Here is a 14186-nt window from a genome sequence, read left to right on the forward strand (position 1 = left end):
TGGTAACTCGTGGATGAAAGAGCCCTGTCGTAGCTGTGACGAAAAGGATAAAGACTTTGGCGGCTGTCACTGTCAGGCCTATATGCTGACCGGTGATATGTACAATGCAGACCCTGTCTGTGCCAAGTCGGAGCATCATCATATCATTGAAGAAGCCCGTGAAAAGGCTGAGTCAGTGGTTAATAATCCGGATGAATTTACGTTCAGAAATGAGCGCAACTCAAAAGTATTTGCTAAAGGGTAGGCTGGATATATTGTGATTTTAAAACCCTAGCCCACACACTATGTGGCCTGCCTTGAAAATCAGCACAGGGTATGGCCGCTTCTGCATGTTTAATTAGAAAGCCTCGTTTCTAATTAAGTTATTAAAATATCGACTTTCACACTTAGTAAAAAATTCATTAATCAATTAGATCGTCAAAACTATTGTCTCTCAGTTGTTTTGCTTTTGTTGGGGAATTTCGTTGCTGACAAAGTGGAGTTGTTGATAAATCTTCATTTCTATATTTTTCAAACTTGCAGCTTGAACCACCGCAAAAAAGCTTGCAGCCCATCTTTTTATACACGTGTACGTATTTAAATGTGTATCACAAAAATGACTTGTAAAAATCTCGTTCTGGACGTGAAACAAAGTGTCGCAGGTCATGACTCAGTTTGATTTAATTTTTTGATTCTTGATGTTTTGTTGTGTTTTTATTCATTTAAATCAGTTACTTAGTCTTTGGCATGCTGATTGCTATTTATATGTAAAGTTAAGTTGTAACTATTTTAAGGTAGCGCCACTTTATCACAGGAGCTTGAGATGATACCTAGCCAAGAACAAGAACAATGGATGTATAAGAACATGCTCATTAGCCGTTTTTTTGAAGAAGCTATTGAGAAAATATATATGGAGGGTAAGAGTCCAGCTTTCAATATGGCTAACGGCCCTATTCCCGGAGAGATGCACCTTTCAAATGGGCAAGAGCCTTGTGCAGTAGGTGTTTGTGCTCATCTAAATGCAGAAGATGTCGTGACTTCTACGCATCGCCCTCACCACGTTGCAATTGCTAAAGGTGTAGACCTTAAAGGAATGGCAGCGGAAATTTTCGGTAAAAAAACAGGTTTGAGTGGTGGCCGTGGTGGTCACATGCATATATTTGATGTTGATGTGAACTTTTCGTGTTCAGGCATTATTGGCCAGAGTGTTGGGCCTGCAGTGGGTGCCGCGTTATCGCGTGTTATGCAAAAGAAAAGCGGGATAGCTGTTGCATATTTGGGTGAGGGTGCAGCTAACCAAGGTGCATTCCATGAAGCGCTAAATATGGCTGGTGTTTGGAAATTGCCTGTAATTTTTATTATCGAAGATAACTCTTGGGGTATTTCTGTTTCCAAGCGCGCAAGTACTGCTATCGAAAGAAACTCCGATCGTGCTTCTTCTTACGGTATGCCAGGTGAATTTATACCAGGAAATGATCCTATCGCAATTTTTAAAACAGTCGGACTTGCTGTTGAGCGTGCGCGTAGTGGTCTCGGTCCGACTTTGATTGAAATTGAAACCTCACGTCTTGCTGGTCATTTTATGGGGGATAGTGAAGCCTATCGCCCCGCTGGCGAGAAAGAAGCCCTTATAAAAATTGATCCTATTCCAGTTATGAAATCTCGATTAGCTGACACTTATGGTTGGACTGATCAGGATGATGCCAAGTTAGTTGAAGAAGCTCATTCCATTGTAGATGAGGCAATACAGTTTGCTCGTGACAGCGAATATCCAGCGCCAGAAGAAGCGATGGAAAAAGTATTTGTTTAAGCATGCTGAGTAAGGCAATCAGGTCAGGATTGAGATTTAGGAGATAGAAATGACTCAAGTAAAAGAAAAAGAACGTAAGTTGACGATCGCTCGTGCCATGGCTGAGGCAATAGCTCAGGAAATGCGGACGGATGAAAAGGTTTTTGTCATGGGCGAGGACATTGGTGAGTTGGGCGGTGTTTTTGGTAATACTCGCGGATTGCATAAAGAGTTCGGTGGCGAGCGTGTTCGTGACACTCCTATATCAGAAACTGCATTTATCGGTGCAGCTGTGGGAGCCGCTTCTGATGGTATGAAGCCTGTAGTAGAGCTGATGTTCGTTGATTTCTTTGGCGTTTGTTTTGATGCCATTTATAACATGATGGCAAAGAATACTTACTTTTCTGGCGGTAATGTGACTGTACCTATGGTGCTTATGACCTCAACGGGCGGCGGTTATTCTGATGCCGGACAGCATTCACAATGTGTGCATGCAACCTTTGCTCATTTACCAGGCATGAAAGTTGTAGCGCCATCAAATGCACGGGATGCAAAGGGGATGATGATTGCTGCTATTCGTGATCCAAATCCAGTTGTCTTTATGTTTCATAAAGCTCTTCAAGGAATGGGTTGGTTAGGTACGGAGAAAGACGCAATTGTCCATGTGCCTGAAGATGATTTCGAAGTTGCGTTGGGCAAAGCGGCTATTACTCGTGAGGGGACTGACGTGACAATTGTTGGTATTACCTCAGGTGTTCACCACGGCTTGAAAGCCGCACGTATTCTAGAGGAACAGGGTGTGAGTGCAGAAGTTGTTGATCTGCGTTCATTGGTACCGCTTGACCGTGACACGGTCATTCAGTCCGTTAAAAAGACTGGTCGTTTAATTGTGGTTGATGAAGATTATCACAGCTATGGAATGACTGGAGAAATTATAGCTACTGTTGTTGAAGCTGGAGTTCCATTGAAAGCTGCTCCGCAACGTGTTGCTTATCCGGATATCCCAATTCCATTTACGCGTCCTATGGAACAGTGGGCCCTACCAAGTGCAGAAAAAATTATCGAAGCTTTTAACAAAATGAAGGAAATTTAATTATGACAACTGATGTAATTGTACCAGCAGATCTTTGGGAAGAAGATTCAGAAGCAGTAATCACCTCTTGGCTTTCAAGTGAAGGTGCAGATGTGGCTGAAGGTGATGTTATCGCAGAACTGATGGTTGAGAAAATTCAATATGAATTATTGGCGCCTGCAGCTGGCACTTTAAATATCATCAGTGATGCTGATGAGGTTGTCGAGAAAGGACATAAAGTTGCCACAATTGGGTAAGCTTTTAGGAGATTCAGATGACAGATTCAGAGGCAATCAAGGTTACACCTCTTAAAGGTTTAAGAGGCATGATTGCTAACAACATGAGACGCAGCCTCGATGAGGCTGCACAATTGACGCATCATGCGGTTTGCTCAGTTGATAGCATGTGGTTACGCAAAGAAAAAATGGCAGAGCAGGGTATTAAGATCTCTATAGAAGATCTTCTTGCTGACTATCTGGTGAAAACACTGAAAAAGCACCCTACGATGAATGGTCGTATTGAGGACGGTGAAATTCGTGTCTATCGGAATATCGATTTGAGCTTTGCAATTGGTTTGCCGGGCGGTAAATTGATGGCGCCAGCTGTCTTTTCAGCAGATCAGAAAACCATTGAAGAGAGAGCTCTAGCGCGTCGTGACGCCCTTCATAGGGCTAAAACAGGTGGTCTAACTGTACCTGAAATGACAGGAGGTACTTTTACTTTGACTAATATTGGTCGGAGTAGGGTAAGATTTTTTACTCCGATTATTAACTTACCTCAGTTAGCTATTCTGGGTGTAGGGGAAACTTATAAGCAAGTTGAAATTAAGGACAGTCAGTTAGTTGAGAGAAGAATGATAGGCCTGTCATTGACGTTTGATCATAGGGCTATAGATGGTGGGCCTGCAGCGGATTTTCTATCTGATCTTTGTATGGAAATTGAAAGTGAATAGCCCAGTAGCTATTGGACCAATAGGTAGAATCAAGATTCCTTCGCCTATGGAAATCACTCTTGGGCTTGATTTAGAACAGGAATTACTAGATCAAGTCTTAAAGGGTGAGTTTGAATGCGGTTATCTTTTGTGGCGAAGCAAACAGGCTTTAGTTGTACCTAAAAGTGCAACTCATAAAGATAACTACTTTGAGGCATGTCAGCACTGTGAAGGTGAAGGTTGGCCTGTAGTTGTAAGGAGTACCGGTGGCGAGTTAACGCCGCAAACGGAAAGTTTTATAAATCTATCTTTGGTCATCAAGTGTAAGAAGAATCAGTTGAGTATCAGAGATAGCTACCTTGTTATTTGTAATGCGCTTATAAAATGGCTTGCAGAAAATGGCATAACAGGACGTTGTTCATCCATTGATGGCGCTTTTTGTGATGGTGATTTCAATGTTGTAGTTGATGGCCGTAAGTTAGTCGGCACTGCTCAACGTTGGAAGAAAGTTACTGATCCGAAGGTCAGGGCTGATGGAAGTGATATGGCCTTGCTGATGCACGCGGTGATTTTATGTGATGGAGATCTTCCTGCGATGTGGGAAATTTCAAACACATTTTATAAAACGTGCAATTTAAAGCCTTTTATTATTGAAGATAAGCACATATCACTCGCGAAGCTTCTTGACCAATCAGGCGAGGAGTTTGTTCTCAAAATGCTCGATGGTCTTGATCATTCCCTTGGGGAATATATAGAACAATTCTCAGCTGAGCATTTTAAGTGAGACTGCTTAAGTATTTTTCTTTTCACGTAAAGTGAAAAGTGGGAGATATTATGAATAAAAATAAAAAATCATTATTTTCATTTGGTAAATCAGTTAATAGTAATGCTGATGAACCCTGTGTAAATCGTAGAGAGTTTTTGTCTAAGACAGGTAAAATTGCCTTGGGTGCGTCTGCTGTGGTTATCGGTGGGGGATTATTTTCACCTGAAAGTTTTGCTGCAAAGAAAATTGGTATTCATGGAAATGCAACTTTATTGAAAATGGCACGTGATATTTATCCTCACGACACTCTTGAAAATAAATATTACGTTAAAGTTATGTCCCCTATGTCTGAAGCTGCAGAAAAAGATAGCGATCTTTTTAAACTCCTAGCTGAAGGCGTTGAGTCTCTAGACACTATTTCAGTTGAAAAGTTTGATCTTAAATACGTTGATATAAAATCTGAGAGTGATCGTGTGGTTGTCTTAAAATCACTCGAAGCGTCACCTTTCTTCCAGAAAATTAAAGGTGCTCTCATGATGGGAATCTACAACAATCCGGAGCTTTGGCCTCGTTTTGGTTTCGGTGGTTCTGCTTGGGAAAAAGGCGGTTATATCAATCGTGGTTACGACAAAAATGACTGGATTTAAACGGGGTAAATAAAGATGTCTGCTAAATTTGATTTAAATGATGATAGCTTAGTTGTAATCATAGGTTCAGGTGCCGGTGGTGGTACTTTATCCAATGAGCTGGCTCAAAAAGGAATCCGCTCTGTAATCTTAGAAGCGGGTAAACGTTTTACATTCGATGATATCGAAAATGACGAATGGAAAATGTTCGGTAAAATCTCGTGGCTGGATAAGCGTTATGTTGAAGGGCCAGCACGCATTGCGAAGGACTTTCCAAATCTCCCAGCTTGGATTGTAAAAGGTGTAGGTGGGGCAACAATGCATTGGGCAGGTGTTGCAATGCGTTTTCAGGAACATGAGTTCAAAATGAAAACGACTAATGGCACGGTAGCCGGGGCCAATGTTCTTGATTGGCCTGTGACTCTTGAAGAGATGGCTCCCTATTACGAAAAAGCTGAAAGTAAGATGGGTGTGTGTGGTACGAAGGCAACAGGTATGCCTTATCACGGTAAAAGCAGCCATTATAAAGTTGTAGAAGAGGGTGCTAAGCGTATTGGTGCAAAATGTGAGCAGGCCAATTTAGCTATCAATACAGAGATTCGTGATGGCCGCGCATCATGCCAAGTTAATGGCTTTTGCATGCAAGGCTGTAAAGTAGGCGCCAAATGGTCGACCATGTACACAGAGATTCCAAAAGCGGAAGCGACAGGAAAGGTGGAACTTCGTCCTCAGTCTATGGTGCTTCGTATCGAGCATGATAATACGGGTAAAGTGACAGGTGTATTATATGCTGATAAAGATGGTAATCAGCATCTACAAAAAGCGCGTATCGTTGCTGTTGCAGGTAACTCCATAGAGTCGCCTAGAATGTTATTAAACTCAGAATCGTCAATGTTCCCTGCAGGTTTAGCAAACTCATCAGGTCAAGTAGGCCAAAACTATATGACCCACACGACTGGTGGTGTTTATGCTGAATTTGAAAAGCCTGTTCATATGTATAAAAGTACGGTTGTTCCAGGTATTGTCCACGAATGGAAAGACAATGACCCAAGTCGTGGCCATTTGGCCGGGTATGAACTTGAGGTCTTGCATTTAGGTCTACCATTTATGTCGGCTTTTCTTAATCCAGGTCAAGGTGGCTGGGGGCGTGAATTAGCTAATTCTCTTGAGAACTATGACAACATGGCAGGTTTTTGGATCTGTGGGGAAGATATGCCTGTTGAGTCTAATAATGTGACTTTGCACCCAACTGAGAAAGATCAATATGGTCTTCCTGTTCCTGTTGTTTATAAGACTGATCATATCAACGATACACGTATGAGAAATCATGCTTATGATCGCTCTAAAGAGCTATTTGATTCCATTGGTGCTCTAAAAGTAAATAATCTACCCCCTTATCCTGCAAGTCATAATATGGGAACAAACCGTATGAGTGAACATGCGCGTGATGGAGTTGTAAACCGCTGGGGGCAAGCGCATGATATTAAAAACCTTTTCGTATCGGATGGGAGTCAATTTACTAGCAGTGGTACGGAAAATCCAACGCTTACAATAGTAGCATTGGCTATTCGTCAGGCTGACTATATTGCTGATCAAATGAAACGAAAAGAGATTTAAACTTTAAGTTCTGTAAATTGGTGTCCAGCTTTTCACACGCCTACGGGCGTGTTTTTTTTAGTTCTCCCTCTGCAATATTATTTTATAAATCCCTTTCTATATAATGTTAATTTATTTTTAATATCCTTGGCTATATATTTAGTGATTTCTGTAATATTGTATTCTTGTTATGTTCTGGCTCTTAATGCGCGCGCTGATATGTGCTTTAAAATAAAAGTTAAGTGAGTCTAAGAGTGAAAATCTAGTCATTTAAATACGTGTTGCTTTTTTAAGTGATAAAATATTATTCTTTATTTTTTATAATTGTTGATTGTTATTTGAGTCATAGTTGTTTTTTATCATTTATAGGGAGTTAAATATTAATATTATACATCTATAAATAAAATGGATTTATATGCTCTGTGTTTAAAGTTGCTAGGTAAGGTTTAGGAGTGGTGATAAAAAAAACCGATACTCTAAAGTATCGGTTTTTGAGGGTAAATACATGGCCTTACTTATAGTTTGGGGGCAATAAATAAGCCTTGAAAAACCCAGAACCTAAAAAATATAAGTTACAGAAAGCTAACTTCGGTGCTTGGGGGCGATGAAGAAAGACTGTGTAACTTTACTTTAGTAGGTGCATCAATCTGGCGGCAGTAACGCCAGATTAACTAACTGGATAATAAATAATAACAACTTATCCGGGAGTGAAGTTATTAAAATAAAATCCAGAGTCTTCATGGTAACTAACATATACTTACTGATGTACCATATTTATTATCATGTGCCACAATCATGAAACGTGAAGTTTGATGATATCAAGTTTAGTATGTCGTTCTTTGTCGCTACTCTAATGCTTTGAATAACATGTTCAGCTACGATGGAAAAAATTGGGTTGCTAAAAACGTCTTAGAAGGGGGTAAGACGTTATTTAGCAGGGGCCATTTTTGTATCAATTCGTACTAAAAAGCGAAGTTAACACCGATGTTTATAAGCGTCGTTTTCTCGCCAACTGGCGCTGGACTAGCAACAATTGAGGTTGCATATTGAGAAACAGTGCTCATACCTGCATCAGCATCTACGTAAGCAGCCTGAGCGTAAAGAATCGTAGAATCTCCCATTGTATACTCGTTACTGATCACTAATGATTTCGTCTCTGAACTTGTTGCCGGAGCGTTATCTTCATTTATGTAATAAGCAACTGTGGCAGTGTGCTTTGGATCCCATTTCCAATCAACGCCCATACCTAATGCATCAAGATCGAGTATCTCATTGCCATTCTGGTCGTTGTTTTCCGTATTCATATAGTTAATTTTAAACGTAATATCATCAATGTTATAAGCTGCGCCTGTTGCCCAACTAGTGACGACATCTTCACCCGTTTGCTGATCTCTCATGTTCTGGTAGGAGCCAGAAAGTGATAATGGACCTGTGGTGTAAGCTGCACCTAATGCGAATACATCACCATCTTTCTGGGAACCTTCTTGGCCGCCGAAAGAATATAAAACACCAAAGTCTACACCGTTGATATTGTTACGGTATTGAAGTGCATTTTTGAAGAAAATACCTACATCATTATTGGCATTACGACCGCCGCTATTAGCGCCATTTACCGTAGTAAACAACTGGCTATAAGCCCAGGAGTATAGGTTAGAGAACTGTTCTTTAAAAACACGTGGCTCTGTTGATAAATGAGCAAGCAATGCCGGACCATATTGTCGACCAGCGATGACAGTACCCCAATCTCCACTTAGACCAATATTAGCTTGACGGCGAAATAGGAGACGGCCGCTGCTATCATCAGCATCTGTAGCCGCATCTCCAGTACCGTGGAACATACCTGTGTCTAAATCAAAGTGTGCTTCTAGGTTGAAAAAAGCATCCATATCATTGTCTAGATCACGTGTACCTTTGAAGCCTATAACAGTCTGACGTAATCCACTTGTTTCTAAGCCCAGCTTTTCACTTCCATCGGTTGTAACGTTATCTTGATATAGGGCACCAATATCTAAGATGCCGTACATAGATAGTTTTGTTGAATCTGTTTCACCGATCAATATATCGGCAGAGGCAGTGTTTGCCACGCTTGATAGCAGAATCATAGCCGTTAAGGTTTTTACTTGGCTTACCATTCTAGGCTTTGCCTGGGATGCCTTCTTAATGTTCATATACTTACTCCCCAATGGAACTTTATATTTAGAATTATTAACTTAATTTCATATTTGTTTTTTAGGTAATAAATACGAAATTTTTTATTCTATGGGGTTTAGCATTTAATGTGCCATTTTTTCTGCTGTCGTTTTTTTTACTGTCGTTTTTTCTGGATTTTTTGTTATTTTGTATTTAAAACAGTAGGTTGTAATTTTTTATTTGAGATTTTTTTAAGTTTTTAAGATTTTTTGTAGATATTAATAACGGTTTTTTTCTATGTGGGTACTTTTAATGAAGTGGAATGTGTCACAGGTTTTGTTTAATGCAACAGTCTGTATCAGTGATTGAATCATACTGTTGCCTTTAATTTTATGGATTATTATGTGTGCATATAAGAAATGTTGATCTTTATTGAAAGTAACATTAGTAGGCTGCTATTTTTTTATTTAATAACAGGTGTTGGAAATTTTTATAAAAAATAGTGTCCAATATCATCATACTTAGCAATGTTTGCAAATAATTTGTTCAAATTGAGGGGAGGGTTAATGGTTGGCATTTATATTGCTTTATGTAGATTGCTAATGATGGATTCTCATTAAGTTAAATGTGTTCTTTGTAAGTCCTTTTCTCGGTTTATCGTGTTTTATGCTTATCTCTACCTATTCCCTTCAGTGTGTTTAACACGATAAACCGAGTTTTTTCTTAAGGGTTAATTAAGTTTTTAGGGCTACTTGATGGGGGGTGATAGGATATATAAAATAACTTAATGAATTAAGAAACTGATTGGTCCCGAGTGTATGATTTAAGTCATTAGCTTTTGGCGAACTTATCTTGCGGGCTTCATTGTTATGATTATATCGCCATGTATTCAAGTAAAGGGATTGATCGAATAGCCATCCAATAAGTTGTCACTGCAAGAGTGATGATGCATGTATAGAAATATAGTGGTTTTGGAAGGCTGAATAGCCGATTGATCATTGATGTCAACAGAAACGCTATTAAGTATATGCATAGTTGTCCGACCTCAATACCGATATTGAATCCAGCCAGGCTGGCAATATCAGTTTGGGCGCCTTGTTTTTCTAGTTCGCTAAAGACAAAAGAGAACCCGAATCCATGGATTATACCTATAATTAAAAGCGGTGTTGTCCCTAAATGCTTTGCTTTATCAAATAATAAAGCAATTGCTGTTAAGCCGATTGTCAGAGCAATCACGAATTCTATTCCTGGTATGAAAATGGGTGATTGGACAGCCAAATTGTTACCAAGAATAAGACTGAATGAATGGCCTATGGTGAAGGCTGTTGCAAGGGAAAATAGTCTTAGAAAGCTTGTAGCAGTGAAAAAAAGAAGCACCATGAAAAGAACGTGATCTAACCCTATCAAAATGTGGCTTAAACCGTCCAAAAAACCGTCTACTAGTTTAATAAATCGCGAAGGCGGGTGTATCGATGAATAGTCGAGAATTCCAACGGTCGTAATCGATTTTTGATTATCTCCAATATGTAGATTAACAATATTGGCAAGTCGATTAATCGCGTTGAACCTGTCCCCGAGAACGCTAATAATGGAAAGATCATCTTTAGTCAATGATGTATTTGGTACGTGTAATTTTATATCAATGCCTGAATCGAATAAATCGATCGCGTCTTTATCAATAGTTAAAGGACCTTCAAAATTCTCAAGTGCAGTTTCTAAACTACTAAATGGCTTACGATTATCACTATTAAAAATGTGTAACGATGTGATTTTATATGTCTGTGGAATTCCGTTTATCTTGATGGAGTGGCCTTTTTCAATGATGCTTTTGAAAGTTAAAATCTCTCTATCTATTTTTTCGTGCAGAAGAATATATTCTACTGAATCAGCTATGTTTACCTGACGGGTATAGGGGATATTTTCGTTGCTATCGATACCTTTCCAACTTTCATCCAGTAAAATTAAGGGGAGTGGCATACGCATTAAAACAGTAGTGCCTTCACTTTCTTGATAGATATGGAGAATTCTGGGCTCAAAGTGAGTGAAATGAGCGTAGCTTATTGAAGAGAAGAATAGTAAAACGATAGTGAGTATTTTTTTCATGATAAAGGCCATTTTTTATGAATAGCACTATCTGCGGATAGTGCTATTAACTGACTTCGAAGTATGCGGCTTAGTAGCGTGGATCCCACATTCTTCGACCCGTTTCTTTTTCGTAGCCTTGACCAAATGGATAGCTAACAATCTCTAGCTGCATACCCCATGGAGCCATAAAGTAGACCCATGTTAAGCCTTTCATTCCCGTTTCTGTGAATGTATGTGGCTTGCCTAAGATTTTGATGCCCTTCTCTTCAAGAAACGTAACAGCCTTTTCCATATCATCGACATAGAATGCTAAATGGTGTCCGCCTATATCGCTGTTTTTAGGAGGTGATTTGTCTTGATCCGGGGAGGTGTATTCGAAAATTTCTAATGCTGGTCCATTACCGCAGCGCATCAGATGGGCTGTTTTTATCACGGCTTTTTTATTGACATTCAAGTTTTCAGTCATCCAATCATCATCAAAAGGTCCAAAAGGGCCGATTGAGTAAAAAGACTCGCAGCCTATTACCTGGGTAAAAAAATCTTTCGCTTCTTCAACATTAGGGACCGTAATACCTAAGTGTTGTGTACCACGCATGCCTGGCATTCCGGCTTGAGTTAATTCAGTAAATAATGCGAGTAAAAAAAAGCATGACGCTACAATTTTTGTTCTTTTCATTTTAAGCTCCTTATTGACCTATTTTTACTTAGAGCTCTATAAGTACATTTTCTGTGCCAGTTATTTAATTGGGCGATTTAGGGCTACAGCCTATATAACATAAGGAAAATCGGGCGCTTAGTTACGAATACAGGTAGGTATGAATCAGACTGTGTCAAATTTATGAGCCACACTGTTTCAGTCTGTTAACTATTTATTTGTATATCTGATGTTAAGGAGGCGGGAGCGGTGAATAGGTGGTTGCGTAATGATAATTTTTACGCGGATCAACTTTAAATGCTAATTGGGGGGGGTATTTCAGAACCCCTGCAGAGAGCAGGGGCGGGCACGTATGTTAATTCAATTTACTTAGCGGTTAGCGAAGTACATTGTTACCTCAAATCCAATCCTCAGATCTTTATAAGCTGGTTTCTTCCAGTTCATGTTTGTTTCCTTTTTATAGTGGTTTTTGTAAGTGACAAAATGTCACAGGTATAAAAAGCAATGTTTATGCCTACTTTTCTAGTTTGTGAAGCTTTGTAGATAAAGGTTTCTGAGCCTAATAAGAAGTATTGTCTGTCTTAACTAGGTGAGTTCTTAAGTGATTGAAAGGTGTTACTACAAACTGTGGCACTACTTGAGACAGTCTGTAACTTGAGCGGTGGAGGGTTAACTCTTCTCTGATATGAAGAGTAGGTTTTTAATTCTAAGGTTTTAGTTATTTTTCCCTTTTTTTTCAATTGGTTATGTTTTTTTGTTGCTGCCGTTTTTTGTGTTGGCCTATAACTTGCCTTTTTCATTGGTACGTAGAGGGTGGCCTTAAATAAAGGTATTTAAGTCTGCATGATATTGATAGATGGAGAGCAAGAAGTGATTAAAATAAAAAAACTAGTGCTATCAGCAAGTGTTACATCCTGTCTAGCATTGTCGGGTGTTGCTACAACCGCAATAGCCGCATCGGAAAATCCTAACGATTGGCCGCAGTATCACAGAACGTCTGATGCTTGGCGGTTTAGTCCCCTAGATCAGATTAATGTTAACAATATCGATAAGTTAAAAGTGGCATGGATTCACCAGCCTGGTGATGTCCAGATGGGCTTGCAAGCTACTCCTATTGTTATCGATGGTGTCGCATATTACATCGGTCCAAACAATAATGTTTATGCATTAGATGCAGCGTCAGGTAAAAAGATTTGGCACTACCAGCCAGAGCTTGATGAAATTGTAGATGAAGTTTTCTATGTGGCTGCAAGCCGTGGTGTGACTGTTGGGCATGGAAATGTATATGTAGGTTCTTTAGATGGGCGCTTCATTGCGTTGGATCAGAAGACTGGTAAGGAGAAGTGGTCGACGCAGATTACGGATCTAGAAAAATGTTATGGCTGTCTTTTTTCATCCCCGCCGCAGTTAGCGGGTGACGTATTGTTTGGTGGTACTACCGGTGGAGATCAGCCGACACAAGGTAAAATTTTTGCCGTGAATGCAATCACTGGTGAGAAGATGTGGACCTTCGAGATTCTTGAGAAAGACGATCCGAAGAGCTGGCCTGGCGATTCGGGTGAAGTTGGTGGTAGTGGTGCTTGGTTACCAGGTACTTATGATGAAAAGAGCGATACTATCTTTATTGGTACTTCAAACGCAGCGCCTGATTTCTATGGTGCCGAGCGTGAAGGTGATAATAAACATAGTGCCAGTCTGTTAGCGATTGAGCCTAAGACCGGTAAGCTGAAATGGTCTCGTCAAGAAATTCCACATGATGTTTGGGATTATGATGCAGCTTATGAAGCGCTGAGCTTAAAGCATAACGGCAAAGATGTACTTGTTCATCTTAATAAGAGTGGCTACGTTTTCGTGCTTGAGAAAGATACGGGAGAAGTTGAGAATGTATGGCCACTTGCTGAAAATATCAATTTTGTTAAAGGTATAAATCCGAAAACAGGCGAGTTAATCGGCAGAAAGCCGATGCCTACGGGTGAAGAAACAACAATTTGTCCTTACCTACTAGGTGCGCGTAGCTGGAATCATGGTGCTTACAACCCTAATACAGGCCTTTGGTATACCAATGCTATGGAGGTTTGTAACATTGTAGTTCCAGCTCCTCAAGAGCATGAAAATATCGGTATCGCTGGTTTATATCTAGGCGTGAGTAAGCTAGTAGCCGTTCCGCCTCCAGGTAAAAAAGCTTCAGCGCGTCTTGATGCCCGTGATCCTATTACAGGTAAATTGAAGTGGTCAATTGATTACCCGTTACCAGGTCTTGCTAGCGTACTAACTACTGGCGGTAACTTAGTTTTTAATGGCGACCCTTATGGCGTTATCCATGCTTATAACGCAGAAAATGGCGATAAGGTATGGGACTTTAATGCGGGCTCAGGTCTACGTGGCGGTATTGTAAGTTACTCAGTCAACGGTAAACAGTACATCCTTGCTTCAACAGGCTTTGGTTCTCATGCGCCTGGTTTTATGGCAAGTGCCTTCCCTGAAATTGGTGGTCTACCAGGTGGTGCTGCGCTCGTTGCATTCACTCTGGACGACTAATTACAGCGTATGGAGGCGG

12 protein-coding genes and 1 pseudogene are annotated in these 14186 nt (G+C 40.1%); 9 read left to right on the plus strand and 4 right to left on the minus strand.

The genetic code is table 11. The features are described from left to right. From B4K11_RS17070 to B4K11_RS17105, 8 genes and pseudogenes are all read left to right on the plus strand, one after another. A pseudogene (locus B4K11_RS17070) lies at window positions 1–244 on the plus strand (pyrroloquinoline quinone biosynthesis protein PqqE); the annotation flags it as partial. A gap of 558 nt (window positions 245–802) precedes the next feature. Beyond that, window positions 803–1789, plus strand: a complete 987-nt coding sequence (locus B4K11_RS17075; RefSeq protein WP_292951402.1) for a thiamine pyrophosphate-dependent dehydrogenase E1 component subunit alpha — start codon at window positions 803–805, stop codon at window positions 1787–1789. A gap of 49 nt (window positions 1790–1838) precedes the next feature. Beyond that, window positions 1839–2861 carry an alpha-ketoacid dehydrogenase subunit beta gene (locus B4K11_RS17080; protein WP_292951399.1) on the plus strand — a complete coding sequence of 341 codons (1023 nt, stop codon included), beginning with the start codon at window positions 1839–1841 and terminating at the stop codon, window positions 2859–2861. A gap of 2 nt (window positions 2862–2863) precedes the next feature. Continuing rightward, window positions 2864–3097 (plus strand): lipoyl domain-containing protein, encoded by a 234-nt coding sequence (locus tag B4K11_RS17085; protein WP_292951396.1) that lies wholly within the window; start codon window positions 2864–2866, stop codon window positions 3095–3097. 17 nt (window positions 3098–3114) lie between these two features. Then, entirely contained in the window at window positions 3115–3792 is a 678-nt protein-coding gene (locus B4K11_RS17090) for a 2-oxo acid dehydrogenase subunit E2 (protein WP_292951393.1), read from the plus strand. Beyond that, complete coding sequence (locus tag B4K11_RS17095) at window positions 3785–4555, plus strand: lipoate--protein ligase family protein (protein ID WP_292951390.1); 771 nt, start codon at window positions 3785–3787, stop codon at window positions 4553–4555. The genes B4K11_RS17090 and B4K11_RS17095 overlap by 8 nt, the downstream gene beginning before the upstream one ends. A 50-nt stretch (window positions 4556–4605) precedes the next feature. After that, window positions 4606–5184: a gluconate 2-dehydrogenase subunit 3 family protein gene (locus B4K11_RS17100; protein WP_292951387.1), complete on the plus strand. Its 579-nt coding sequence runs from the start codon at window positions 4606–4608 to the stop codon at window positions 5182–5184. A gap of 15 nt (window positions 5185–5199) precedes the next feature. Next, window positions 5200–6780, plus strand: a complete 1581-nt coding sequence (locus tag B4K11_RS17105; RefSeq protein ID WP_292951384.1) for a GMC family oxidoreductase — start codon at window positions 5200–5202, stop codon at window positions 6778–6780. Window positions 6781–7721: 941 nt separating this feature from the next. Here B4K11_RS17105 and B4K11_RS17110 read toward each other — a convergent pair. The 4 genes from B4K11_RS17110 to pqqA all read right to left on the minus strand — a co-directional run bounded on the left by B4K11_RS17110 (window position 7722) and on the right by pqqA (window position 12073). Continuing rightward, window positions 7722–8927, minus strand: coding sequence for a porin (locus B4K11_RS17110; protein ID WP_292951381.1), 1206 nt, complete (start codon window positions 8925–8927; stop codon window positions 7722–7724). A gap of 835 nt (window positions 8928–9762) precedes the next feature. Continuing rightward, window positions 9763–10992 carry a HupE/UreJ family protein gene (locus B4K11_RS17115; RefSeq protein WP_292951378.1) on the minus strand — a complete coding sequence of 410 codons (1230 nt, stop codon included), beginning with the start codon at window positions 10990–10992 and terminating at the stop codon, window positions 9763–9765. 70 nt (window positions 10993–11062) lie between these two features. Beyond that, entirely contained in the window at window positions 11063–11650 is a 588-nt protein-coding gene (locus B4K11_RS17120) for a VOC family protein (protein ID WP_292951375.1), read from the minus strand. 348 nt (window positions 11651–11998) lie between these two features. Next, complete coding sequence (gene pqqA, locus B4K11_RS17125) at window positions 11999–12073, minus strand: pyrroloquinoline quinone precursor peptide PqqA (RefSeq protein ID WP_292951404.1); 75 nt, start codon at window positions 12071–12073, stop codon at window positions 11999–12001. Window positions 12074–12472: 399 nt separating this feature from the next. Between pqqA and B4K11_RS17130 the strand changes: the two genes are divergently transcribed. Beyond that, on the plus strand, window positions 12473–14167 hold the full coding sequence (locus B4K11_RS17130; protein WP_292959468.1) for a pyrroloquinoline quinone-dependent dehydrogenase: 1695 nt from the start codon (window positions 12473–12475) through the stop codon (window positions 14165–14167). Window positions 14168–14186 lie beyond the last annotated feature (19 nt).

It is taken from the genome of Neptuniibacter sp. UBA6509 (assembly GCA_002435145.1).
Classification (GTDB): domain Bacteria; phylum Pseudomonadota; class Gammaproteobacteria; order Pseudomonadales; family Balneatricaceae; genus Neptuniibacter.

Coding starts and splice junctions, on each gene's coding strand:
- B4K11_RS17105 (WP_292951384.1), top strand. CDS start 5,200: ATGTCTGCTAAATTTGATTTAAATGATGATAGCTTAGTTGTAATCATA.
- B4K11_RS17110 (WP_292951381.1), bottom strand. CDS start 8,927: ATGAACATTAAGAAGGCATCCCAGGCAAAGCCTAGAATGGTAAGCCAA.
- B4K11_RS17090 (WP_292951393.1), top strand. CDS start 3,115: ATGACAGATTCAGAGGCAATCAAGGTTACACCTCTTAAAGGTTTAAGA.
- B4K11_RS17115 (WP_292951378.1), bottom strand. CDS start 10,992: ATGAAAAAAATACTCACTATCGTTTTACTATTCTTCTCTTCAATAAGC.
- B4K11_RS17075 (WP_292951402.1), top strand. CDS start 803: ATGATACCTAGCCAAGAACAAGAACAATGGATGTATAAGAACATGCTC.
- B4K11_RS17100 (WP_292951387.1), top strand. CDS start 4,606: ATGAATAAAAATAAAAAATCATTATTTTCATTTGGTAAATCAGTTAAT.
- B4K11_RS17120 (WP_292951375.1), bottom strand. CDS start 11,650: ATGAAAAGAACAAAAATTGTAGCGTCATGCTTTTTTTTACTCGCATTA.
- B4K11_RS17085 (WP_292951396.1), top strand. CDS start 2,864: ATGACAACTGATGTAATTGTACCAGCAGATCTTTGGGAAGAAGATTCA.
- B4K11_RS17080 (WP_292951399.1), top strand. CDS start 1,839: ATGACTCAAGTAAAAGAAAAAGAACGTAAGTTGACGATCGCTCGTGCC.
- B4K11_RS17130 (WP_292959468.1), top strand. CDS start 12,473: ATGATATTGATAGATGGAGAGCAAGAAGTGATTAAAATAAAAAAACTA.